Below are 24,235 nucleotides of genomic sequence, written 5' to 3' on the forward strand. Positions count from 1 at the left end.
GTCATCGAACGGCGTAGCCCCGTCCGGTGGCGCTGACCAGCCGTGTTGGCGGCCAAGGGGCCGTTGCGACCCTTCAGATGACGCCCTGTTCGGCGAGCGCGTCCACCACCTCGTCGCCCAGACCCAGGAAGTCCCGATAGATCTCGTCGTTGTCTGCGCCGGGCCGGGGTGGACCGGCTGAGCGCACCTGACCGGGGCTCTCGGATAGGCGCGGCACGATGCCGGGTCCGAGGACGTCGCGGCCCAGCCGTTCGTCGTGGTGCGGGACGAGCATGTCGCGGGCGAGCATCTGCGGGTCACGAACCACCTCGGCGACGGTGTTGACCGGGCCGACGACCACGCCCGCTGCGCCGAGGATGTCGATCAGATCGGCGCTGGTGTGACCGCCTGCCCACTCGGCGATGATCGCGTCGAGTTCGTCTTGGTTCACTCCTCGCGCCTGATGATCGACGAATCGCGGGTCGGAGGCGAGTCCTGGTTGGCCCATGGCCGTGCAGAGTCGTCGGAAGACGGTGTCCTGGTTCGCCGCGATCACCACGCGTAGCCCGTCGGCTGCCTGATAGAGGTTCGACGGCGCGATGCCGTCGAGCCGTGTTCCGGACGGACCGCGCACCACTCCGGCGAGGTCGTAGTCGGCGATCGTCGACTCCTGCACGGCAAGGCATGCCTCGGTGAGAGCGGTGTCCACCACCTGCCCCCGGCCCGTGACCGTGCGGCGGTACACGGCGGCCAGGGCTCCCTGCGCGGCGAACATGCCGGCCAACGTGTCGCCGATCGACAGGGCCAGCCGGGGCGGGGCCTCGCCCGGATAGCCGTTCAGGTAGCGCAGACCGCTCTCGGCCTCAGCGACCGACGCGTACCCCGCCCGGCTCGCCGCGGGCCCGGTCTGGCCGTACCCGGACACCCGGACCAGGATTATCCCGGGATTGCGTTCGGACAACACCTCGTAGCCGAGATCCCACCGCTCGAGGGTGCCGGGCCGAAAATTCTCCACCACGATGTCGGCGCGGTCGACGAGATCCAGGAAGATGTCGCGACCCGCGGGCGCACGCAGATCGAGGGTGATGGCTTTCTTGTTGCGCGCGTGAACAGTCCAGTAGACCCGCTCGCCGTCCTTCTCGGCCTGGCCCCAGGTCCGGATCGGGTCGGGGGAGCCGGGGGCCTCGATCTTGATCACCTCGGCGCCCATGTCGCCGAGCAGCCGCCCGGCGAAGGGGCCGGCGATGAGCGTGCCCAGTTCGAGTACGCGGAGACCGTCGAGTGCGCCGTGGGGAGGAACGTCGGTGTACGTCACCCTGACAGCATCGCCGATCGCGATCGGTGTCGGACGTGCGGGTGATCGTTGTCGGGCCCCGTGCAACGACACGGCGAGGCATGGCGAACCGAGTCGGTTCGGATCTGCGGCCGGGTTCGCCGGATCGGGAACCGGTCACCACCGCGACGCGTCCAAGGGTCGTGAAGGGGGACACCGCCATGACATCTCAGGATCACATCGTTCGAGACCGACCGGGGCCGGACCCCGACATCGGCACGGCACGGTCGGGCGACATCGAAAGTGATGTGGCACAGGCGTTGTCGTCGGCGAGGTCGCGGTCCGGCGCGATCTCGGTGGTGACCACGCCCCAGGGGCTGCCGATGTCGGTTCGACTCGACCAGTCCGCTCTGTCGAAGGAGTCGGCGACACTGGCCGGCGAGATCCTCCGACTCTGTCAGCAATCGGCGACGGCCGCGGGTATCCGCCTGCGCGAACACCTCGTCGCCTCCGGGGTCGCCCGCGACGTCGTGGACGCGATGAAACTGCCTCGGCCCGACGATCTCGCACGCGCCGAGCAACTCGACGACCGCGGCGACGACGTCGGGGTCTCCTGGTTGCGACCGGTCTGAGGAGAGCGACATGGGTTGGGCGATGGATGAACTCGAGTCCAGGGCGAATGCGCAACTGAACAGCATGTACGAGCTGAGCGAGAAGCTCGTGGCGATCAGCGTCCGGGAGACGTCGTCGGACGATCTCGTGACCGTCGAGGTGAACGGATTCGGGGCTCTGACCGGTTTGTCGCTGGCTCCCGGAGCCAACGATCTGGGCGGCCCGCGCCTGGGCGAAGAGATCGTCGGGACCGCGGCACTGGCGGCCCAGCGCGCCTTTGCCCGGCGCGCGCTGATCACGCAGGAGTTCAACGAATCCTTTGCTGAACTGCTCGGCTCCCGTCCGTGCAGTGGATGAGGACAACGGAACGTCCGTGGTCGTCGGAGAAGAGAGGAAACAGCTTTGAGTGACGTGACGGTGGTTCCCGAGGTGGTCGAGGCATTCGGTGCGACCAGCGCCGCCATGGCGACCGCAGTCGGTGCCGCAGGGGCGATCGACGCGGCAGCGAACACCGCGGTGATGGTTCCGGTGTTCGGGCTGATCGGCCAGGAGTTCCTCGCCTCCTTCATCGTGGCGCAGGCAAACCACCTGGTGTCGGTCGGCAACCTCGCGGCGGTCCATGCCGGCAGTGCGGCCGCCACCGTCGCCGGCCTGTCCGAGTTTCGGTCAGAAGACGCGGCGCGCGGTTGCGCGATCCGATCGGTCCTGTGACGGGCTCGCCGCGTCCTGGTCCGCTCTCCGCCGGGATCTCCGACGTACCTGCCCCGTCGGAGATGACAGTGCAGGAGATGATCGACGCATCACCCCTGGGACCGGTCCTGGACAAGACGGTCGGCGAGGTGCTGGCGGGTCATGGGCTGCCCGCGCTGCCCACGCTGCCGCCGCCGTCGGCGCCCCTCCCAGGCCTACCGCCACTGCCGCAGATCGACCTCGACATCCTGGTCAAACCGCTGATCGACCTACTGGGCGGATTCGGCACCGGCGATCTCACCGCGGGAGACCTCGACCCCTCGGCGCTCTTACGGAGTTTGTCGAAGGTGCTCGAGACGACGATGTCGATGAGTTCCGGGGCTGTCGGGGCGCTCGACGAGCTCTGGACCGGGACCGCGTCTGCGGCGGCCGTCGGCAAGTCGGCGATGGCCACCGGCGACACCGCCCGGGTGACGGCGCAGGGTTCCGGGATGTCGTTCGACATCCAGGTGGCGGCCGGGATCGTCGGCTCCGGTCTGGCTGCGGTGCAGGGGATCATCGCGGCGACGATCGGCAAGATCGCCGCGACGATTCCGATCATCACGACCCCGTTGGGACAAGGTGCCGCCGTCGGATTCGCCACCGAAGGACTTGCCGAGGCGACTGCACAGGTCGCGGTGACCCGTGCACAACTGATGGGGCCCACCGCGTCGATGACCAGGAACGGGGTACCGGTCCCGATCACCGGCGCGCCTGCTCCCGGCGCTGTCGTGCAATCGGCTCTCGCGATGGCCGGCGCCGTTCTCGACATGGCGTCGCCCGCGGTGTCGTCGACGGCGACGGTCCGGCCGGCGGCGTCCCCGACGAGCAGCGCGGGGTCGACTGCCGGTGGGTGCACACGCACACCCGCTGCGCAGGAGTCGACCGTGAGTACCGCCGACGATCCCTGCGGTTTCGGCGCTGCGGGCGGTGTCGGTGGCACAGGCCATGTAGGCGATGGCGGTATCGGCACCGTCGGTGCCGCGGCGGCCCCACTCGCACCGCGCCCGTTCACCGGCCCGGCATCCGGCATGACCGAACCCACCGGTCACCACACGCAGCCGACGACCCGCGCGACCGTGGCATCGACCGGGCCGGTTTCCGCGTCGCCGGCGCCTCTGGGCGCCACCGGAACCCCCCGTGCCGCCGGCGCGTCCAATGAACATCGTCAGTCGCCCGACTACCTGGTGACCGGGGTCAACGGTGAGCGGATGGTCGGTGTGATCCCCGACGTGTCGCCCGCGGTCCTCGGTGACGAGAAGGAGCCGGAGTGCATGCCATCACCCGACATCGAGCTCCGGCTCGGCCCGCAGACGGACCGACCGGTCGTCGAGAGTTGAGTCCCCGCCGCCGGCACGACCACCGTCCGGATGACCGACAGAATGAGGAGTCATGACCGGTGAGATCGCTACAGAGAAGCTGGATGTCGAACCGGCAGAACTCATCTCGGCTGCCGGACGTCTGGACGGCCTTGCCGATCGGCTCCAACGTTCGCTGGGAGCGGCGACTCCCGCACTGATCGTCCGCGCCGCCGGACGGGACGAGGTCTCCGAGATCTCGGCGTGCAGTTTCACCACAGTGGCCCGCAGATTCACCGAGGACGCGGCCCGCGGCGTCGAGGAGCTCCGCAAGATCGCTGCGATGCTCCGCATGCAGGCGACGAAGTACCGAGAAGCCGACGACGCCGCGGCTTCCGCATTTCGGACCACCGACGCGCGTCACCACCGACGCGTCGAATCCGACAGTCCACCCCACCCCACATCGCCGTCGTCGAGAGGAGAGTGAGTTGACCGGATTCACCGGCGTCATCTGGGGCGCGCGTAGCACCGAGAAGCTGGCCCTCGACCTGCGCGCCGGCCCGGGCCCGGGCCCGTTGACCGATGCCGGATTCGCCTGGCACGCGGTGTCTTCCGACCTGTCGAACGCAGCCACCGAGTACACCTCGATCCTGACCGCGCTCGGAGTGAACTGGCGGTCGCCGCGCACCGACGCCGCGCTCGAAACCCTGACGCGCCTCACGTCGTGGTTCGCAGAGGCGGCGGCCGCTGCTGGTCGCAATGCCCGCCGTGCGGAGGGGCAGGCGGCCGCGGTGACGGTGGCTCGGCTTTCCATGCCCGACCTCGTCGAGGTCGATGTGGCCGAGAAAGCGATGCAGGTTGCGACGGTCGTCGGTGTCGTCGCACCTGGCCTGGTCGGTGCTGCTGCGCGGGCCGAACAGGTCCTGCACGACCAGAAGTTGCGGGCCGCGCGTGTGATGGAGACCTATGAGGCCGCGACCGAATCTGCCGCACGTCCGTGGGAAGCCCTCGGGCCCGCACCAGATCTCGTCTTCGCGGACCCGCTCGGAGCGCGACGCTCGGCACAACAGTCGGCGGTCCGGACGTCATCTGCGCACATGCAGTCACCCGCGCTCTCGCCGTCGTCCGTGCGGCCGGTCTGCGCACCCATGGGTTTCACGCTGGTGGAGTGCGGCACCACACCGGCGGCCGACAAGACGCGCTACGCGCCGACGGTCCTTGCCGGTGGGGTCGAAGGCGGCGTGCCCGTGTCGGAGACCGACATGGCGGCTGTGTCGCCATCACCGAACGCGCCGCTCGGGCCGATCGCCGCGCACGCAGGCATGGCCCCGGAACGTCAAGCCACGCGCAGCTCGGTGTCGCCGGAACAGGCCGGTGTCGCCTACGACCGGTCGGCGACCGTCGAGCGGCCGATGCCCACGTGGGCCGAGCTCGCCGTCGCTGAACACGCTGTCGCACACCATGTCCCGAACGCCGCTGGGCGGCCGCTCGACCCGATGTATCTGACCGGGACTCTCGCGCGCGATCTCGGGAGGGAACCGTGATGTCCGAGTCCGGTGTCGTCGCGGACCGGACGAGCGGTAGACCCGGCCGCGTCGACGAGGGCGGGACCGCCACCCGTATCGCCGGATTCGGCGTCGTCCGATGCGATCGCGATTCATCGACGCTCGCGAACCGCCGCACCCGATCGGAGAGAGTCGCGGTCTCATGGGCCGGGACTCAGACCGGCCGCCCGCCTGATGCGATGTCGGCTCCCCGGGCACAGCGTGGTGACACCCGACCGTCCGAAGACCGGCCGGGACCGGCTGGAACAGGCGACTCGGATATCAACCGCACCGACTTCCGGTGCCGTCACAGAGAAGGAGACACACCATGTTCGAGACAAGCGGCCACAGCGTGGTCCAGGTAGACCTGGGCGATGCACAGGCCTCGGCCGCGGCGATCGGCCAGATCGTGAACGACATGCAGGGGATACTGCGATCGATCCAGGGCCACACCGAGAACGGTCAGGTCGGATGGAAGGGCACGGCACAGGTCGCGTTCGGCACCACCAGCAGCGACTGGCAGGGTTCGGCGACCAAGCTGCAGGCCATCCTCCAAGAGATCGAGACCAACCTGTCCAGTGGATTCACCGGGTACGAGGACCTCGATCACAGTGCCGGACAGGCAATCACCGCGAGCATCGGCGGTGGCCTCCGGATCTGACCCGGGCACAGCACGTCGAAATCATCCATCCCGAACCATTTTCAAGGAGAGACCATGACAGGCACGATCAGTTACGACCACGGCAATCTCGGTGATCTGTCGGGCAACATCCGCCGGCAGTTCAATGCCCTCGAGCAGCTCGCCGGTCAGCTCAAGCGACAGGTCCATCAGTTGCAGGGCAACTGGACATCGCCCGATGCGGCTGCCAACTACCACGATGCCCAGGCCCGATGGGATGCCTTGTTCGGCCAGGCGCGCGAGCAACTCGACGGGCTGGGCCGAGGTGTGCAGAACGCCTCGGAACGCATGAGAGAAACCGACCGGTCCATCGGCAACACCTTCAAGAGCACCTTCTGACCGCTCGACCGCTGGGTCTCGGACGGGGGGCCACGTGCGCGGTGGCCCCTCGTTCGTTGCTCGCCGAGCTCGCCAGATCGGTAGAGTCCGACCGTCGGTCGGACTGGGGGGTCGCGCAGTCGATCGTGCGGACCAAGGAGGAGAAACGTGTCAGTCGAGGGCTCCAAGCGGGCGATCATCGCCGCGCTGCTGGCCAACGCGGGGATCGCATTGGCGAAGTTCGTCGGATTCCTGATCACCGGGTCGTCGTCGCTGCTCGCCGAAGCGGTGCACTCTGTTGCGGACACGTCGAACCAGGGCTTGCTCCTCCTGGGGCAACAACGAGCGGCGAAAAAGGCGGACCAGCTGCACCCCTTCGGGTATGGGCGCAGCCGGTACTTCTACTCCTTCGTGGTCGCCCTGGTGCTGTTCAGTCTCGGCTCCCTGTTCGCGATCTACGAGGGCATCCACAAGATCCAGCACGCACACGACCACGAGCTCGAGTCACCGCTCGTGGCGGTCATCATCCTGGTGGTGGCGATCTGTCTCGAGGGTTACAGCTTCACCACCGCCTACCGTGAGTCGAAGCCGTTGAAGGGCAAGGCCAGTTGGTGGCGTTTCATCCGGAATTCGCGTTCGCCGGAACTGCCGGTGGTGTTGCTCGAGGACTCCGGCGCACTCGTCGGTATCGTGCTCGCGCTCGCGGGCGTCGGGCTCACGATGCTGACCGGCGACGCGGTCTGGGATGGTGTCGGCACCTTGGGCATCGGCGTCCTCCTGGGCATCATCGCGATCATCCTGATCGTCGAGATGAAGAGCCTGTTGATCGGCGAAGGGGCGACCGAGGAGGAGGATCGCGCGCTGCGCAACGCGTTGGCCGCCGATGGCGTCGACCGCGTCATCCACATGAAGACCCAGTATCTCGGGCCCGAGGAACTGCTTGTCGCCGCGAAGATCGCGATCCCGGCGGGGGTGGACGCCATCACGGTTGCGCACACGATCGACGCGGCAGAGGTCCGGGTGCGCTCGGCGGTGCCGCAGGCGCGGGTCATCTACCTCGAACCGGACATCGACCGCGGTTCGGGCGGCTGACATCGGCCGCTGCCGCAGGCCAGACACGCGAACCGGCATTCGTGCCGCGCGTGCAATGGCTGTGGGCTAGCGTAGGCAATCGCTTCACCAGACGTTCGCGACGATCGAGCCGGACAGCGATCCAGACCCGGCTCGGGTAACGGGAGGTCCATCGGATGGCGAATCCGCTCACCCGCCGGAAATCCATCGAGCAGTCGATGGCTGACACGGATGAACCCGAGCACAGACTCCGCAAAGACCTCTCCGCCTGGAACCTGATCGTCTTCGGGGTGTCGGTGGTGATCGGCGCGGGCATCTTCACCATCACCGCGTCGATCGCGGGCGACAAGGCAGGCCCGGCGATCTCGATCTCGTTCGTGATGGCGGCGATCGCCTGTGCGCTCGCTGCGCTCTGCTACGCCGAGTTCGCCTCGACGGTGCCGGTGGCCGGTTCTGCCTACACGTTCGGATACGCGACGTTCGGTGAGTTCCTCGCGTGGATTCTGGGGTGGGACCTGATCCTCGAGTTCGCGGTCGGTGCCGCGGTGGTGGCGAAGGGCTGGTCGAGCTATCTCGGCAGCGTCTTCGGATTCGCGGGTGGCACCGTCGAGATCGGGGGACACGACGTCGACTGGGGTGCGATCGTCATCATCGCCGTGGTGACCACCTTGTTGGTCCTCGGGACCAGGCTCTCGTCACAGGTCTCGGCGATCATCACCGCGATCAAGGTCGCCGTCGTGCTGATGGTGATCATCGTCGGCTTCTTCTACGTCAAGGCTGACAACTACACACCGTTCGTGCCGCCTGCCGAGCATGGCGCCGGCAGCGAGAAGTCCGTGGACTCCACGTTGTTCTCGCTTCTCACCGGCGGCGGTGACAGTTCCTACGGCTGGTACGGCGTCCTGGCGGCAGCGTCGATCGTGTTCTTCGCGTTCATCGGCTTCGACGTCGTCGCGACCACCGCCGAGGAAACCCGCAATCCGCGCAAGGATGTCCCGCGCGGCATTCTGGGGTCCCTGGCCATCGTCACCGTGCTCTATGTCCTCGTCACGATCGTGGTGACCGGCATGGTCAGCTACAAGCAACTCGCCACCAGCGAAGACGGTGACGCGACGAACCTTGCGGACGCATTCGCTCTCAATGGGGTCACCTGGGCGGAGAAGGTCATCGCCATCGGTGCGCTGGCCGGTCTGACAACGGTCGTGATGGTGCTGATGCTCGGCCAGTCGCGGGTCCTCTTCGCGATGTGCCGTGACGGGCTGCTGCCGCGCGCCATGTCGAAGACGCATCCGCGGTTCGGCACGCCCGCCCGCCTGACGATCCTCATCGGCGTGGTGGTCGCCGTGGTCGCCGGATTCTTCCCGATCGACAAGCTCGAGGAGATGGTGAACGTCGGCACGCTGTTCGCCTTCATCGTGGTGGCGGGAGGCGTGATGGTGCTGCGACGTACCCGGCCAGATCTCGATCGAGGCTTCACCGTCCCGGGAGGCCCGGTGATCCCGGTCCTGGCGATCCTGGCGTGTCTGTGGCTGATGCTCAACCTCTCGGCACTCACCTGGATCCGGTTCGTCATCTGGATGGTGATCGGTGTGGCCGTCTACTTCCTCTACAGTCAGCGGCACTCGATGGTCGGCAAACGCGAGCGCGGGGAGATCACCGATCCCGTGGGGTCCGCGGAGCGGTAGTCGTGCGGCCACCGACGTCCGACCGGTCACGGCGATCGGGTGGTGGTCCGCCGGGCGGGGTCCGATAGCCTGAGTCGAACGCCTTCCGCACTGCACGAGCAGTGCCATGACAGCGAACGACAAGGGGATCACATGACGACTGCGCAGGCATTGCACGCCGACAGCCGCAACGGGATCGACTTCAAGGTGGCTGACCTGTCCCTCGCGGACTTCGGCCGCAAGGAGATCGAGTTGGCCGAACACGAGATGCCGGGCCTGATGTCGCTGCGGCGGGAGTATGCGGATGTGTCGCCGCTCTCGGGTGCCCGCATCTCCGGCTCGCTGCACATGACGGTTCAGACCGCGGTGCTCATCGAGACCCTGGTCGCGCTGGGTGCACAGGTCCGGTGGGCGTCGTGCAACATCTTCTCCACGCAGGATCATGCGGCCGCCGCGATCGTGGTCGGCCCGCACGGCACCCCGGATGAGCCCAAGGGCATCCCGGTGTTCGCGTGGAAGGGTGAGACCCTCGAGGAGTACTGGTGGGCCGCCGAGCAGATGCTCACCTGGCCCGATGAGCCGGCGAACATGATCCTCGACGACGGTGGCGACGCCACCATGCTGGTCCTGCGCGGCGCCGAGTTCGAGAAGGCGGGCGTCGTTCCGCCCGCCGACGATGAGCATTCGGCCGAGTACAAGGTCTTCCTGGAACTGCTGCGCGCGAGCTTCGAGGCCGACAAGTCCAAGTGGTCGACCATCGCCGAGTCGGTTCAGGGCGTCACCGAGGAGACCACCACCGGTGTCCTGCGGCTGTACCAGTTCGCCGCGGCCGGCGAACTCACCTTCCCGGCGATCAACGTCAACGACTCGGTCACCAAGTCGAAGTTCGACAACAAGTACGGCACCCGGCACTCCCTGATCGACGGGATCAACCGCGGCACCGACGTTCTCATCGGCGGTAAGAAGGTCCTCATCTGTGGCTACGGCGACGTGGGCAAGGGCTGCGCCGAGTCGCTGGCGGGACAGGGTGCCCGTGTCCAGGTGACCGAGATCGACCCGATCAACGCGCTGCAGGCGCTGATGGACGGCTTCGACGTCGTCACCGTCGAGGATGCGATCGGCCAGGCCGACATCGTCATCACGTCGACCGGCAACCTGGGCATCATCACGCTCGCACACATGCGGGAGATGAAGAACCAGGCGATCCTGGGCAACATCGGTCACTTCGACAACGAGATCGACATGGCCGGGCTGGAAGGCTCGGGGGCCAAGCGCATCACCGTCAAGCCCCAGGTCGATCAGTGGATCTTCGAGAACGGCAAGTCGATCATCGTGCTGTCCGAGGGCCGACTGCTCAACCTGGGCAACGCGACCGGACACCCGTCGTTCGTGATGAGCAACAGCTTCTCCAACCAGGTGATCGCTCAGATCGAGCTGTGGACCAAGAAGGACGAGTACGACAACGAGGTCTACCGGCTGCCCAAGCATCTCGACGAGAAGGTCGCACGCATCCACGTCGAGGCTCTCGGTGGCACGCTCACCAAGCTGACGAAGGAACAGGCCGAGTACATCAACGTCGACGTCGAGGGTCCGTACAAGCCGGAGCACTACCGGTACTGACTCGCGCCGCGAGACCACATGAGCCAGCATCCGGGTTCCGCACGGAACCCGGGTGCTGCCTTGTGTCCGATGGCTTCTCGACGACGGTCAGGAGGCGAAAGGCCGTGTCGCCGACCCGGACCCGAACGGGGTCAGGTCCCGATGTCCGGTTCGGCACCCGGGCACACGAACCAGGTGCCGTTCTCGCGGGTGAAGCTCTCGGGGTTCTGCTTCGGACTGGACCGCTGGTTGCCGAGTTCGAGATGAGTACTCACGGTCGATTCGGCGGAGTCCCCGGTCACGGTGACCGCAGACAGTTCGTCGAGGACGACGTTGCCGGTGAGGTCGAGGGGGTGGGTCACCTGCGGGCGCACCACACTGCACACGGATGCCTGAATCCGCCCCACGTCGCGTGAATTGACCGCGTCGACGAAGTTCTGCATGGCCGACCGGATGGCGGTGACCTCGGCCTGATTCGCGGCCGTCCCTCCGGAGCCCGTTCTCGGCTGGCCGTCGGCGGCGGTGGGTGGCGTGTTGACGGCCACGTCCCCGGTGTCCGGGTCGGCCGAACGGACTGCGGCGGTGACGAACAACGCAGCCATGGCGACGATCACGAGCATCCCCACGACCGCGGCCGCGATCACCGCGCCGGTGTGTCGTCGTCGGGGTGGGTACGGCATCGGATAGCCGCCGGGCCCATACGCGGCGGGCGGGAATCCGCCGTGGGAGAACTGAGGATACGGCGGTGGCCCATACTGCGGTGGCCCATACTGCGTTGGCCCGTACTGCGGTGCCCCATACGGCGTTGCCCCATACGGCGGCGGGTAGGGGGCGGCACCTGTCGGTGGCCCCGGCACCGCGTGCATCGGAGGGGCGGGATGCGGCATACCCGGCGGGAGAAACGACCCGGATGGTGTCGAACCAGGTGGCGTCGCATCGGCATCCGCATCGGGGTGGGGCCTGCCGTGCCTGGGGGCGTGAGGAGCCCCGGCGGCCGGCCCGGCCTGTTCCGCCACTCGGCCGTCAGGCCACGGTGGGCCGGTGGCCGCGGGGTCGGGGCCTTGGGAAGCCCCTCCGCCGGGCGCTGGCTGGTGGGTCATGCGGCGTCCTTAATACGGCGTCCTCCATACGGGCGGGATCATTTCAGGCTAGCGAAAACCCCGGTGCTCGGCACGGATCCTCATTCGGCCGAGAGACGTCTCGAGAGTTCCTCGACGTCACCGTCGGTCGTCGCCACCCAGGGTGACATCCATTGCGAACGCGCGAGCTGCCGGTACACCGAGTCGACCCGCACCTGCAGGTCACGGTCGCGTTCGTACAGGTCTTGCGGTCGAGCCGAATCGGTGGCCGCCCGATGGGCCGCGCGGTCCATCGCGACGTCGGGCGGCACCCCGAGGAGAACGTGCCGATCGGGCACCGGGAGCCCGAATCGGCCGAACTCGAGGTCGGTCACCCAGCCGACCATCTCGCCGTCGGCATCCTGACCGAGGCGGGCCGCGTTGTAGGCGGCGTTCGATGCCACATAGCGGTCGAGCACCACGATGTCGTGTTCCCCGACGGCCTTTCGGATCCCGTCGGCGGCGCCCGCCCGATCCAGGGCGAACATCAGGGCCATCGCATAGACACTGTCGCGTAGATCACCGTGCTGTCCGTGGAGCGCTTCCGCCGCCAGGTCGGCGGTGACCGAGGCCCCGTATCGGGGGAATGTCAGTGTCCACACGCGCAATCCGTCGTCGCGCCACCGGTCGACGAGCGCGGTCACCAGCGTGTTCTTGCCGGCGCCGTCGAGTCCCTCCACCGCAATCAGTTGACCCACGAGGGCGATGGTATCCATCGCCGACGCGGTCTCCGGCCAGGCCGTCGCGGTGGGTTCGGCGCGTCATCTCCGCGGTTGGGTCACGAAAGTGTCACCATTGTGAACATGAAGCCTCGCATCCTCGTCGTCGACGACGACGCCGCGCTCGCCGAGATGCTGACCATCGTGCTTCGGGGTGAAGGTTTCGAGCCGTTCGTGGTCGGTGACGGTACCCAGGCGCTGACCGCGGTTCGCGAGATCAGGCCCGACCTCGTGCTCCTCGACCTCATGCTCCCCGGCATGAACGGCATCGACGTGTGCCGGGTACTGCGCGCCGACTCCGGTGTGCCGATCGTGATGCTCACGGCAAAGTCCGACACCGTCGACGTGGTGCTCGGTCTCGAGTCCGGCGCGGACGACTACATGGTGAAGCCGTTCAAGCCGAAGGAACTCGTGGCCCGGGTTCGTGCACGGCTGCGCCGCACCGACGAAGAGCCCGCCGAGCTGCTCTCGATCGGACCGGTCGAGATCGATGTGCCCGCCCACAAGGTCACCCGTGACGGTGTGCCGATCTCGTTGACGCCGCTCGAGTTCGACCTGCTCGTCGCGCTGGCACGCAAGCCACGGCAGGTCTTCACTCGCGACGTCCTGCTGGAACAGGTGTGGGGGTATCGCCACCCGGCGGACACTAGACTCGTCAACGTGCATGTCCAGCGTCTGCGAGCGAAGGTCGAGACCGACCCGGAGAATCCCGAAGTGGTCCTGACGGTGAGGGGGGTCGGCTACAAGGCCGGCCCGCCGTGATCGGGAGACCTCGCCGCCGCGTCAACAGCACCTTCGGGCGCATCACCCGCATCGCGAGCAGTGCCGGTCGAGCCTTCAGCAGAATCTGGCGCCGATCACTGCAACTCCGCGTGGTGGTGTCGACGTTGGTGCTGTCTTTTGTCGTGATCCTGATCCTCGTGTTCGTGCTGATCAGCCAGATCACCGACCGTCTGCTCGACGTCAAACTGGCGGCGGCCACCGAAGAGGTGGACCGCGCCCGTGTCTCGGTCGAACGCGACCTGGGCGGCAGCGACGGCAACACATCGGTCCAGAACCGGCTCCGGCAGACGAGGTCTCTGCTCACCGACCGGGATGTCGACGCCACCGACAGCTCGGGCAACGTCGGCACCTTCGACACCGTCCTACTGGTGCCCGGTACCGACGAGGACGGTGGTGACAGTGGGGTCGGCCCTTCCTCGGAGATCCCGGACAATCTGCGCGACATGGTGCAAGGCGGCCAGGTCGCCTATCAGTACACCTCGATCCCGTCGTCGTCCGGCGGTACCGAACCCGCGTTGGTCGTCGGCACCCCGACCAACGCGTCCGTACCGGGCCTGGAGCTGTATCTGGTGTTCCCCCTCACCAGCGAACAGAACACCGTCGACCTGGTCCGCGGCACGCTGCTGACCGGTGGCGTGGTCCTGCTCGGTCTGCTGGCCGCCATCGCCTGGCTGGTCTCGCGCCAGGTCGTCCAGCCGGTACGGTCGGCGTCGCGGATCGCCGTGCGGTTCGCCGACGGGCGGCTCAAGGAACGGATGCCGGTGCGAGGCGAGGACGACATGGCACGGCTGGCCATGTCCTTCAACGACATGGCGGAGAGCCTGTCCAAGCAGATCACCCACCTCGAGGAGTTCGGTGGCCTGCAGCGGCAGTTCACCTCCGATGTCAGCCACGAATTGCGGACGCCGCTCACGACCGTCCGGATGGCCTCGGACGTGTTGTACGAGGGTCGTGACGAACTCGACCCCGTCCGCAAGCGATCGGTCGAACTTCTCGACAAGGAACTCGATCGCTTCGAGACGCTGCTCAACGAACTCCTGGAGATCTCCCGCCACGATGCCGGTATGGCCGAGCTGGCCGCCGAACGCATGGACATGGCGATCCCCATCGACGGGGCCCTGGCCACCGTCAGTCATCTCGCCGAGGAAACCGGCACCGAGCTCGTCCTCGATCTGCCCGCCGAACCGGTGATCGCCGAGATCGACCCCCGACGGGTCGAGAGGATCTTGCGCAACCTGCTCGCGAACGCAATCGATCATGGCGAACGGAAACCGGTCACGCTGACCATGCGCTCGGACGGCGATGCGGTGGCGGTCACCGTACGCGACCACGGGATCGGGCTGCGTCCCGGTGAAGAGAAGCTCGTGTTCAACCGGTTCTGGCGGTCCGACCCCTCGCGATTCCGGCGGTCGGGCGGCACCGGGTTGGGGCTGGCGATCAGCATCGAGGACGCCCGTCTGCACCAGGGCCGCCTGGAGGCGTGGGGGGAGCCCGGCAAGGGCGCCAGCTTCCGACTGACCCTGCCGTTGGTGCGTGGACACAAACTGCTCGGCAGTCCGCTGCCACTCAAACCCGTCGGCGGCCTGGGCAGATCGTCCGGCCCGACCCGAAGCACCCCGAAGAGCGCCGCGGCCAGGACCGAAACGGACGCCGAGTCCGACGACCCGTCCCCGCCTGTTGACCGCAACGACGGAGGTGGTGGCGATGTCTCGTGATCTGACGCCCGCGGCCACCGTTTCTCGACGACGACGGTGGCCACTGATCGTCGCACTGCTGACGACGTGCATCCTGAGTGCCTGCGGATCGATCCCGAACAGCTCCTCGCCGCAACCGATCACCGCATTCCAGCGTGAGGGGCCGACCAATGCGGTCCCGGTTCCGCAGTCGGACATGGACCCCGAGTCATTGGTTCGTGCCTTCCTCAAGGCGACCGCCGACCCGGACGACGGTCATCGCGCGGCCCGCAACTTCCTCACCCCGGCGGCCTCCGAGCAGTGGGACGACCGGGGCGACATGCTCGTCGTCGACGAGGTCAATGTCTTCGTCGATCAGCGCAACGAGGACGCGGTGCGGCTCCGACTGATCGGCGACAACGTCGGGACGCTCAAGACCAACGGCCAGTTGCTGCCCGCGACCGGCCGGGTGGAGACGGCGCTCACGCTCGTGCGGTCCGGCGACCAGTGGCGGATCGACGGTCCGCTTCCCAACGGCACCATGATCGATCGCAGTCAGTTCGATGCCGCATACCGTTCGGTGAATCTCTACTTCACCGATCGCAGCCTCGAGCGGCTCGTGGCCGACCCGCGGTGGCTGTACGGCGGCAAGGCATCCGAGCCGACGGAACTGATCAACCATCTCATCGCGGGTCAGGCCGCCGACCTCGACGGTTCGGTCGACAGCGGGTTCCCGAACGGCTCCGCGTTGCGGGGACCGGTGTCGCCGCTGTCCGGCGGCGGGGTCCGGATCGAGTTGACCGGCATCGGATCGACATCCGTCCGTGATCGCACGGTCCTTGCCGCCCAGATCATCTGGACGCTGGACGGAGCCGACATCGGTGGTCCGTACGTGATCAACGCCGACGGCGGTCCGCTGATCCCGGAGCGTGCGTCGGGGTGGCAGACCGCCGACGTGCAGGCCTTCGATCCGGCCGCGGTGCCGGCAACCGACGTGGGGCTCAACATCATCCGGTCGGGAGCGCTGCTCAAGGTCACCGACAACGGGACCGTCCCGGTGGGAGGTCCGCTGGGCAGCGGGGACACGGTTCGTTCGGCGACCATCTCGGCGAACGGTCAACGGGTGGCCACGGCGCTCGCTCATCGCGGCGGGGGCCCGCGCCTGGATCTCGCGGTCGGTCCGTACGGCGGGGACATGGGAACGGTGGTGTCGGGTGACTCGATCACCCGCCCGTCGTTCGGTCCCGGCGAGAACTCGGTGTGGACGGTGATCGACGGTCGTCCGGTCCAGTGGGTGCGTGAGCGGTCGGGCGACAGTGACCGGCTGACGACCGTCGACGCGTCCTCGATCGCCACCGTGGCGCGCGGACCGATCACCGAACTGCAGGTGTCGCCCGACGGGGTGCGTGCGGCGTTGCTGGTCGGCGGCCAGGTGGTCTTCGCGGTGGTCTCGACCAATGCGGAGGGCGCGGTGTCGCTGACCAGTCCGCGGATCGCGGCCTACAACATCGGAAATCGGGCGGTCTCGCTGGACTGGGCGTCGCCGACGACGCTGATGGTCGCCCGCGACGCGGTCGAATCGCCGGTCGTGCAGCTCTCGATCAACGGCATGCCCGCGGTCGGGTTGCTCAGCGGGAATCTGTCGCCTCCGGTGCGGGCGGTGGTGGCCGATCAGTCCACCGTCTATGCCGGTGACACCCGCGGCGTGTTGCGGTTCGGAAGCGCGAACGGCCAGCCCGACCAGTACTGGACGGAGGTGGAGCCGGCCATGGCTCCCGACGTCATCCCGGTCCTGCCCTGATCGTCGGTCTGCCGATGACGCTCAGGCACCCGCGACGACGATGACGGCATGCAACGCACAACCGTGACGCGCGAGGACCCGCACCGATTCCGACGCCGTGGCTCCGGTGGTGAGGACGTCGTCGACCAGCACGATGGTGCCCCGCGGCGCCACCCTGGCTCGCCGCAGGGTCACCGCGCCGGACAGGTTGCGAACCCGGTGGCGGGCATCCAGACCAGCCGAATCGCGGGCTCTCGCCGTGGTGACCAGTAGCTCCGAGACCCGCACTCGGGCGCCGAGTCGGGTCGCCGCCACACGTGAGAACGCGGCGACGGGGTCGCCGCCGCGCCGACGGGCCGACGAACGTCGTGTCGGGGCGGGGATCAGGGTGAGGTCGTCGGCGTCCGGTAACTCTCCCCACCGGGCCAGGGTGGCCACGCCGCGTGCCAACGCGGTGCCCACCGGCACCGTGAGGTCACGCCGACCGTGTTCTTTCATCGCGATGAGCGCAGCGCGGTACGTGCCGCGGTATCGACCAAGCGCCCACGCGTCGACACCGATCTCCACGCGTGGCCGCAGCAGGAACGGGTCGTCGGAGAGTGTGGCGGCACAGTCGGCGCACCAGCGGACCCCGGGCGCCGAGCAGCCGCCACATTCCAACGGGACGACCAGATCGGAGCCCGATCGGACGATCTCCCTCATCGTCGCCGCGGCTCGGCTGCGGCGGCGGACGGACACCGCTCGAGGGTGCCACGACCTTCGGTGCCCGTCGATCGACGCTCGGGACGGCCGCTCGGCCTGTGGAGGATTTCGTGTCTGTGGACAACGGCCCGAAGTGTGACATGTCGTACGTTGCGACCGGGAACTTCGCCTCGACCTCGACGGACATCGCTCGTGTTGCGTCGAAACGTGGCCAGTGGGCGAACTTCGGGCTACGGTCGAAGGCACAACAGGTAGCCGCCGCTTTTCGCGAGGAGGTGAGGCCCCTGCTCCTGAGTGTCAGCCGTCGGCTGGCATGGCCACGATTCCTGTCCGACAACAAAGTCTCAGCGCGACAACCGATCTGACGTGTGTGTTGTCGACCAAGACAGTTCTTGCGCCCCGGGACGCCGCGGCACTCCCGCAGGCACGCTCGAGAACTGGCAGTCGACGGACACGACGGTCCCACCTGCGGCACCATGCCGCCACTACCACGGGTGGTCGGATGCGGTTCGCGTCGATGAGGGTTCCGCGTGGTCGGTCGGGAACCATCAAGAGGAGGAAGTTGTATATGTCAACAGTCATCCATCGCAAAGGCCACCGCGAATCGAAGATCGGTGACGCCCGGCCGCCCGAGAACGACACCTCACACGACGCCTCGCCCGATTCCTCATCGGTGGACGAACAGGCATTCGATCCCAGTTTCGCCTTCGTCCGACCACCCGGCACCGTTGCCGCCGACGAACCTGCCGAACCCAATGCCAAGGTCGCGATCAGCGGCCGCAACGTCGAAATACCCGACCACTACCGCGTCTACGTCGGCGACAAACTCGCCCGCCTAGAACGGTTCGACCCCTCCATCTTCCGCTTCGACGTCGAGCTGAACCACGAACGCAACCGCAGGCAGTCAAAGGTGTGTCAACAAGTCGAGATCACCGCAATCGGCAAGGGGCCCAAGGCCCGTGCGCAGGCGTGTGGTGAGAACTTCTATGCCGCACTCGAAGGTGCACTCGACAAGCTCGAGTCGCGCTTGCGGCGGGTGAAGGATCGTCGCCGTGTCTCCTATGGCAACCGGCGTCCGCTCTCGGTCGCCGAGGCCACCGAGGTCGGCGCGCCGCCCTTGCGCGACAACCAGCTCAGTGTCGAGCCCGACGGTGGTGCCGACGCCGCGACCGACGCCTGGGATGACGGTGTCGAGTACCACGACCCGGGCCAGGTGGTTCGTGTCAAAGAACACGAGGCGATCCCGATGTCGGTCGACGACGCCCTCTACGAGATGGAGCTCGTCGGGCACGACTTCTTCCTCTTCCACGACAAGGAGACCGACAAACCGTCGGTGGTCTATCGGCGCCATGCCTTCGACTACGGATTGATACGTCTGGCGTGAGGTGATGCGCTGCAGGTGATCGGGGCACCGATCAGGTTGCACTAAGACAAGCTGAGTACCATGGAATCCGGCCTGTGCAGGTTGCGGGCCGGATTTCGTGTGTAGTCGACAAGAGTTAGGGACTCGATCCACGGTGCTGAACAAGCTGCTACGCGTCGGCGAAGGCCGGATGGTCAAGCGACTCGGTGCTATCGCATCGCATGTCGAGAGCCTGTCCGACGAGGTCGAGGCGCTGACGGACGCCGAGCTGCGCGCCAAGACCGACGAGTTCAAAGAGCGAATCGCCGACGGCGCCTCGCTGGACGAACTGCTCCCCGAGGCCTTCGCGGTGGCCCGCGAGGCGGCCTGGCGTGTCCTCGAGCAGAAGCACTTCCATGTGCAGATCATGGGTGGTGCGGCGCTCCACTACGGCAACATCGCCGAGATGAAGACCGGTGAGGGCAAGACCCTGACCTGTGTGTTGCCCGCCTACCTCAACGCACTTTCCGGCGACGGTGTGCACGTCGTCACCGTGAACGACTACCTGGCCAAACGTGACTCCGAGTGGATGGGCCGCGTGCACCGCTTCCTCGGGCTCGACACCGCCGTGATCCTCACGGGGATGAACTCCGACCAGCGTCGCGAGGCGTACTCCGCCGACATCACCTACGGCACCAACAACGAGTTCGGCTTCGACTATCTGCGCGACAACATGGCGCATTCGTTGCCCGACCTGGTCCAGCGCGGTCACAACTACGCGATCGTCGACGAGGTCGACTCGATCCTCATCGACGAGGCGCGGACGCCGCTGATCATCTCGGGGCCCGCCGAGGGGTCGAGCAAGTGGTACGCCGAGTTCGCGCGCATCGCGCCGCTGCTCGAAAAGGACGTGCACTACGAGGTCGACATCAAGAAGAAGACGATCGGTGTGCACGAGGCGGGGGTCGAGTTCGTCGAAGATCAACTCGGCATCGACAACCTGTACGAGGCTGCCAATTCACCATTGGTGAGCTACCTCAACAACTCGATCAAGGTCAAGGAACTCTTCCACAAGGACAAGGACTACATCGTCCGCAACGGCGAGGTCCTCATCGTCGACGAGTTCACCGGTCGTGTCCTGGACGGTCGCCGCTTCAACGAAGGTCTGCACCAGGCGATCGAGGCGAAAGAGCACGTCGAGATCAAGGCAGAGAACCAGACACTGGCCACGATCACGCTGCAGAACTACTTCCGTATGTACGACAAGCTGGCCGGCATGACGGGTACCGCGGAGACCGAGGCTGCGGAATTCGACCAGATCTACAAGCTCGGTGTGCTGCCGATCCCGACGAACAAGCCGATGGTCCGCAAGGACCAGGTCGACCTCATCTACAAGACGGAAGAGGCGAAGTTCGACGCCGTCGTCGACGACATCACCGAGAGCCACGAGAAGGGGCAGCCGGTACTGATCGGCACCACCAGCGTCGAGCGGTCGGAGTATCTGTCCCGCCAGCTCACCAAGCGCGGCATCCCGCACAACGTGTTGAACGCGAAGTTCCACGAGCAGGAGGCGCAGATCATCGCCGAGGCCGGTCGCACCGGCGCGGTGACGGTGGCCACCAACATGGCCGGCCGCGGTACCGACGTCGTGCTGGGCGGTAACCCCGACATCATCGCCGACGCGCGACTGCGCAAGGCCGGGCTCGATCCCGTCAACACGCCGGATCAGTACGAGGAAGCGTGGCCGGAGGCCATCGAGGTCGCGCGTGCCGCTGCGGCCGAGGAGGCCGAAGCGGTCAAGGCCGCCGGCGGTCTGTACGTGCTGGGCACCGAACGTCACGAATCGAGGCGTATCGACAACCAGCTCCGTGGACGTTCGGGTCGCCAGGGCGATCCGGGCCAATCCCGGTTCTACCTGTCGCTGGGCGACGAGCTCATGCGTCGGTTCAACGGTGCGGCCCTGGAGTCGATCATGAACCGCGTCAACCTGCCCGACGACGTGCCGATCGAGGCGAAGATGGTCACCAAGGCCATCCGGAGCGCGCAGACCCAGGTCGAGCAGCAGAACTTCGAGGTCCGCAAGAACGTCCTCAAGTACGACGAGGTGATGAACGAGCAGCGCAAGGTCATCTATGGCGAGCGTCGCACGATCCTCGAAGGCGAGGACCACCGCGCCGAGGTGCAGACCATGATCGACGATGTGGTCGGCGCCTACGTGGAGGGTGCGACCGCCGAAGGCTACGCCGAGGACTGGGATCTCGATGAGTTGTGGAAGGCCTTGAGGACGCTCTACCCGATCGACCTCGACCCCAAAGAGGTCGTCGGCGAGAACGAATTCGGTGAGCGTGACGACGTGGACGCCGAGGAGCTCAAGGAGATCCTCGTCGCGGACGCGCACAAGGCGTACGAGGCCCGCGAGACCGAGATCGATGAGATCGCGGGCGAAGGCGCCATGCGCCAACTCGAGCGCACGATCCTGTTGACCGTCCTCGACCGCAAATGGCAGGACCATCTCTACGAGATGGACTACCTCCGTGAGGGCATCCACCTCCGGTCGATGGCTCAGCGCGACCCGGTGGTGGAGTACCAGCGCGAAGGTTTCGACATGTTCAGCGGAATGCTCGAGGGCCTCAAGGAGGAGGCGCTCGGGTTCCTCTACAACGTGCAGGTCCAGACCGAGCAGGCGACGCCGGCACCTGCACCGGCGCCTGCGCCCGCCGCCGCGCCGGCACTCGCCGGTGTCGGAAACGGCGGTGCGCCGGCTCCGGCGCCGACCGATGGCGATCAGCAGGCGCCGGCCGCCCTGCGTGCCGTGGGAGTCGAGCAACCCGAGGTCCCGATGACGTACACGGGCCCCTCCGAGGGCGGCGGAACCGAGAGTCACTCCGAGGAAGAGGAACACGAGGATCCGGCATTGGTGTCGGCGAGCCGTCGGGAACGGCGGGCCGCCGCACGGGAGAACTCGAAGGGCAGCAACCGCGCCAAACCGCCGAAGTCCAAGAAGAAGCGTCGCTGACGAGAAATCGGCGGATTCGTCCGTGATGGAGGGGAACCACCAGCCCGTCAGGTGCGTCCGATACTCATGGAGACGCCTCGAGTCCTGATCCGCCCGGCCCCGCCGTACGAGCCGCCGATCCGGGTGGCTGTAGCAGACGGGCCCGACCGGTCCGCGGCCCCGCCGACGTCGACCGGAGGGGGCCGCCGGGAGGCGCCCTGCGCGTCGTCGGTGCGCGCGCACGAGGCGAGACGATTCGCGATCGCCACCGTGACGCTCGTCCTCGAGGTGCTCGACCGGCGCCGCGGCATCAACCAACTCGACGGTCTCGCCACCGCGTCGCTGCTCGCCGAGTTGACGGCTCTCGTTCGCGTGCCCTCCCCGGTACGGTCACCGTCGAGCGCGTCGGCCCCGGTCACCGACAGCGCCGCTGCGCTGCGGCGTGTCCATGTGCAGATGCGTGGCCCGGGCGAGGCCGAGGTGTTCGGAAGTTGTCGCCGCGGTGAGCGCGTCCGCGCGTTCGCGGCGCGCATCGAACAGCGGCCCTGTCGGGTCAGGGTCGCCCCTGGCCAGTACCGTCCGGGGCTGCCACGCAACGTCGAATATCGTTGGCAACTGATCGATTTCACGATCGTCTGACGGGTCGGTGCGGTTCCCGGTGTTCGGCATCACGGGCTTCGCGTGGTCGGTCGACGTGTCCTTGTGAACCGCTCGGGGCGGTATCGCGATTGCGGACGAACGCGGCATCCGGCGGGCGGGATCCGTCGCGACCACTAGGATCGTCTTCGTGGTGAACCGGCTCTCCGCGCACGACGCGATGTTCTACTTCCTGGACGAGTCGGGCTCCACGACGCATCTGGGTGCTCTCCTCGTGATCGATCCGGACCACACGGAGAAACATGGCGCAGGCGCCGACCGCAACCGACGAGCACGCACGACGCCCGATCCGCCGCCATCGGGGGGAGCGGGTACCGAAACGCCGTCCGCGCCCGTCCTGGACTATCCGCGGCTGGTCGCTCTGGTGGAGAACCGCCTGCAGTTGGTGCCGCGATACCGGCAGATCATCCGTGAGGTCACCCTCGGGCTGGCCCGGCCGGTGTGGGTCGACGACCGCGACTTCGACATCAACTTCCATATCCGCCGCTCCGGCTTGCCGCGGCCGGGTGACACCGTCCAACTGCAGGACCTGATCGCCCGGGTGATGTCACGCCCCCTCGACCGGACGCGACCGCTGTGGGAGATGTACCTCATCGAAGGGCTGCCCGACGGCAAGCTCGCGATCCTCACCAAGACGCATCGATGCATGGTCGACGACCACGAAGCACTCGAGATCAGCGAGGTGATCTGCGACGAGACCAGTTCGGTCGAGGCGTTGTCCGAAGATCTCTGGATGCCCGGCTCGCCTCCCGGCAACACGAGTCTCGCGCTCGGTGCGATCGCCGAGGCGCTGTCGCGGCCGGGTGACCTGGTCGACTCCCTGGTGCACAACAACTCCATCGTCTCCGACCTGCGCTCGACTGCCGAGGGCACCCTGCGACGGGTCGGGAGTGCGGTCCAGCAACTCACCGACTCGGCGCCGTCGAGCCGCCTGAACAGCTCCACAACGTCCACCCGGACATTCGCGGTGGCCTCGGTTCCGCGACGCGGCTGTGCCAAGATCGCCGATCGCTACGACTGCACGGTCAATGATGTCGAGCTCGCCATCATCTCGGGCGCTATGCGCAGGTGGATGCTCTCTTACGACGAGTCGGTGGAGTCCGGCGACACCGTTCGCGTGGTCGTGCCGCTGTCCACGCGTGACCCGGCCGTGGAGCGCCGAGTGGACGCCGACGGACGATGGATCACCGTGGGCAAAGCAAGCTTTGTCACCGATCTCCCTGTCGGAGAGGATAATCCGGCTGTTCGACTCGCACAGGTCGCAGGTCTGGCCAATCGGTACGCGCAGTCGTCGCGCCGACTCTCGATGGGGCCGCGGCCATTGCTCCCCGAACTCGGCGTGGTGCCGTTCCCGGAGTTCAGCTCGCGCGCGTTCCGCAGTCTGAACCGGCGCAACTACAACGTCCCGGTCGGCATGGGGACCTCGCCGGTGGCCCGCCGCTTTGTCGGAGGATGCCCGGTGACGCAGGTGTACGCGATCCCGACTCTCATGGCGCAGCGCGCCCTCGCCATCAGCATCGTCGACTACCGCAACAGCCTGCAATTCGCCTTCATCGCGGATCGGGGGGTGCTGAGCGACCTCCCGGCGATGACCGACTACGTCACGGAGGCCTACGAGGAACTCGAGGCGACCAAGTGATCGGGGCGGCGGATAGGGTTGGCCGAGTTGTGAACGAGCGGTGCTGAACGGGTGAGGGGAC

Annotated in this window: 22 protein-coding genes; 18 read left to right on the forward strand and 4 right to left on the reverse strand. The window is 67.2% G+C overall.

Features of this window, described 5'->3' with window-relative positions; all coding sequences use genetic code 11:
- Positions 1 to 73: 73 nt before the first annotated feature.
- Complete coding sequence (locus GTV32_RS22020; RefSeq protein WP_161062125.1) at positions 74 to 1,294, reverse strand: CoA transferase; 1,221 nt, start codon at positions 1,292 to 1,294, stop codon at positions 74 to 76.
- A gap of 179 nt (positions 1,295 to 1,473) precedes the next feature.
- On the opposite strand from GTV32_RS22020, the gene GTV32_RS22025 reads away from it, so the two are divergent.
- From GTV32_RS22025 to ahcY, 11 genes are all read left to right on the forward strand, one after another.
- Positions 1,474 to 1,884: a hypothetical protein gene (locus tag GTV32_RS22025; protein WP_161062126.1), complete on the forward strand. Its 411-nt coding sequence runs from the start codon at positions 1,474 to 1,476 to the stop codon at positions 1,882 to 1,884.
- Positions 1,885 to 1,894: 10 nt separating this feature from the next.
- Complete coding sequence (locus GTV32_RS22030) at positions 1,895 to 2,221, forward strand: YbaB/EbfC family nucleoid-associated protein (RefSeq protein WP_161062127.1); 327 nt, start codon at positions 1,895 to 1,897, stop codon at positions 2,219 to 2,221.
- A 45-nt stretch (positions 2,222 to 2,266) separates the two neighbouring features.
- Positions 2,267 to 2,575: a hypothetical protein gene (locus tag GTV32_RS22035; protein ID WP_161062128.1), complete on the forward strand. Its 309-nt coding sequence runs from the start codon at positions 2,267 to 2,269 to the stop codon at positions 2,573 to 2,575.
- Positions 2,576 to 2,652: 77 nt separating this feature from the next.
- Complete coding sequence (locus GTV32_RS22040; protein WP_237421607.1) at positions 2,653 to 3,933, forward strand: hypothetical protein; 1,281 nt, start codon at positions 2,653 to 2,655, stop codon at positions 3,931 to 3,933.
- Between the two features lie 52 nt (positions 3,934 to 3,985).
- Positions 3,986 to 4,378 carry a PE family protein gene (locus GTV32_RS22045; RefSeq protein ID WP_202421881.1) on the forward strand — a complete coding sequence of 131 codons (393 nt, stop codon included), beginning with the start codon at positions 3,986 to 3,988 and terminating at the stop codon, positions 4,376 to 4,378.
- 1 nt (position 4,379) lies between these two features.
- On the forward strand, positions 4,380 to 5,435 hold the full coding sequence (locus GTV32_RS22050) for a PPE domain-containing protein (protein WP_161062130.1): 1,056 nt from the start codon (positions 4,380 to 4,382) through the stop codon (positions 5,433 to 5,435).
- Between the two features lie 328 nt (positions 5,436 to 5,763).
- Positions 5,764 to 6,096, forward strand: coding sequence for a WXG100 family type VII secretion target (locus GTV32_RS22055; RefSeq protein WP_161062131.1), 333 nt, complete (start codon positions 5,764 to 5,766; stop codon positions 6,094 to 6,096).
- A gap of 54 nt (positions 6,097 to 6,150) precedes the next feature.
- Positions 6,151 to 6,453: a WXG100 family type VII secretion target gene (locus tag GTV32_RS22060; RefSeq protein ID WP_161062132.1), complete on the forward strand. Its 303-nt coding sequence runs from the start codon at positions 6,151 to 6,153 to the stop codon at positions 6,451 to 6,453.
- Between the two features lie 147 nt (positions 6,454 to 6,600).
- Positions 6,601 to 7,524 (forward strand): cation diffusion facilitator family transporter, encoded by a 924-nt coding sequence (locus GTV32_RS22065; protein WP_161062133.1) that lies wholly within the window; start codon positions 6,601 to 6,603, stop codon positions 7,522 to 7,524.
- 155 nt (positions 7,525 to 7,679) lie between these two features.
- Positions 7,680 to 9,188 carry an amino acid permease gene (locus GTV32_RS22070; protein WP_161062134.1) on the forward strand — a complete coding sequence of 503 codons (1,509 nt, stop codon included), beginning with the start codon at positions 7,680 to 7,682 and terminating at the stop codon, positions 9,186 to 9,188.
- Positions 9,189 to 9,320: 132 nt separating this feature from the next.
- Positions 9,321 to 10,787 (forward strand): adenosylhomocysteinase, encoded by a 1,467-nt coding sequence (gene ahcY, locus GTV32_RS22075; protein ID WP_161062135.1) that lies wholly within the window; start codon positions 9,321 to 9,323, stop codon positions 10,785 to 10,787.
- Positions 10,788 to 10,918: 131 nt separating this feature from the next.
- Here ahcY and GTV32_RS22080 read toward each other — a convergent pair whose 3' ends face one another.
- Together GTV32_RS22080 and GTV32_RS22085 are read right to left on the reverse strand one after the other, a co-directional pair.
- Positions 10,919 to 11,623 carry a hypothetical protein gene (locus GTV32_RS22080; protein WP_161062136.1) on the reverse strand — a complete coding sequence of 235 codons (705 nt, stop codon included), beginning with the start codon at positions 11,621 to 11,623 and terminating at the stop codon, positions 10,919 to 10,921.
- Between the two features lie 323 nt (positions 11,624 to 11,946).
- A complete protein-coding gene (locus tag GTV32_RS22085; protein WP_161062137.1) occupies positions 11,947 to 12,582 on the reverse strand; it encodes a dTMP kinase in 636 nt (211 codons plus the stop codon).
- Positions 12,583 to 12,678: 96 nt separating this feature from the next.
- Here GTV32_RS22085 and mtrA point away from each other — a divergent pair, with 96 nt between their 5' ends.
- From mtrA to lpqB, 3 genes are read left to right on the forward strand one after another with little or no spacing between them, the layout of a single operon-like run.
- Positions 12,679 to 13,365, forward strand: a complete 687-nt coding sequence (mtrA, locus tag GTV32_RS22090; protein WP_267631395.1) for an MtrAB system response regulator MtrA — start codon at positions 12,679 to 12,681, stop codon at positions 13,363 to 13,365.
- Positions 13,362 to 15,101 carry an MtrAB system histidine kinase MtrB gene (gene mtrB, locus GTV32_RS22095; protein WP_343287415.1) on the forward strand — a complete coding sequence of 580 codons (1,740 nt, stop codon included), beginning with the start codon at positions 13,362 to 13,364 and terminating at the stop codon, positions 15,099 to 15,101. The genes mtrA and mtrB overlap by 4 nt, the downstream gene beginning before the upstream one ends.
- The gene (gene lpqB, locus GTV32_RS22100) at positions 15,091 to 16,860 is read left to right on the forward strand and encodes an MtrAB system accessory lipoprotein LpqB (RefSeq protein ID WP_161062138.1); all 1,770 of its coding nucleotides are present in this window, start codon (positions 15,091 to 15,093) and stop codon (positions 16,858 to 16,860) included. Before mtrB ends, lpqB begins: the two co-directional genes overlap by 11 nt.
- A 21-nt stretch (positions 16,861 to 16,881) precedes the next feature.
- On the opposite strand, the gene GTV32_RS22105 is transcribed toward lpqB, so the two are convergent.
- Complete coding sequence (locus tag GTV32_RS22105) at positions 16,882 to 17,541, reverse strand: ComF family protein (protein ID WP_161062703.1); 660 nt, start codon at positions 17,539 to 17,541, stop codon at positions 16,882 to 16,884.
- 568 nt (positions 17,542 to 18,109) lie between these two features.
- Between GTV32_RS22105 and raiA the strand changes: the two genes are divergently transcribed.
- The 4 genes from raiA to GTV32_RS22125 all read left to right on the forward strand — a co-directional run bounded on the left by raiA (position 18,110) and on the right by GTV32_RS22125 (position 24,174).
- Entirely contained in the window at positions 18,110 to 18,925 is an 816-nt protein-coding gene (raiA, locus tag GTV32_RS22110; RefSeq protein WP_161062139.1) for a ribosome-associated translation inhibitor RaiA, read from the forward strand.
- 133 nt (positions 18,926 to 19,058) lie between these two features.
- A complete protein-coding gene (gene secA / locus GTV32_RS22115) occupies positions 19,059 to 21,899 on the forward strand; it encodes a preprotein translocase subunit SecA (RefSeq protein ID WP_161062140.1) in 2,841 nt (946 codons plus the stop codon).
- Positions 21,900 to 22,022: 123 nt separating this feature from the next.
- Positions 22,023 to 22,517, forward strand: coding sequence for an Rv3235 family protein (locus tag GTV32_RS22120; protein ID WP_161062141.1), 495 nt, complete (start codon positions 22,023 to 22,025; stop codon positions 22,515 to 22,517).
- Positions 22,518 to 22,665: 148 nt separating this feature from the next.
- Entirely contained in the window at positions 22,666 to 24,174 is a 1,509-nt protein-coding gene (locus GTV32_RS22125) for a wax ester/triacylglycerol synthase domain-containing protein (RefSeq protein WP_161062142.1), read from the forward strand.
- Positions 24,175 to 24,235: the final 61 nt, after the last annotated feature.

This window comes from Gordonia sp. SID5947, assembly GCF_009862785.1.
GTDB lineage: Bacteria > Actinomycetota > Actinomycetes > Mycobacteriales > Mycobacteriaceae > Gordonia.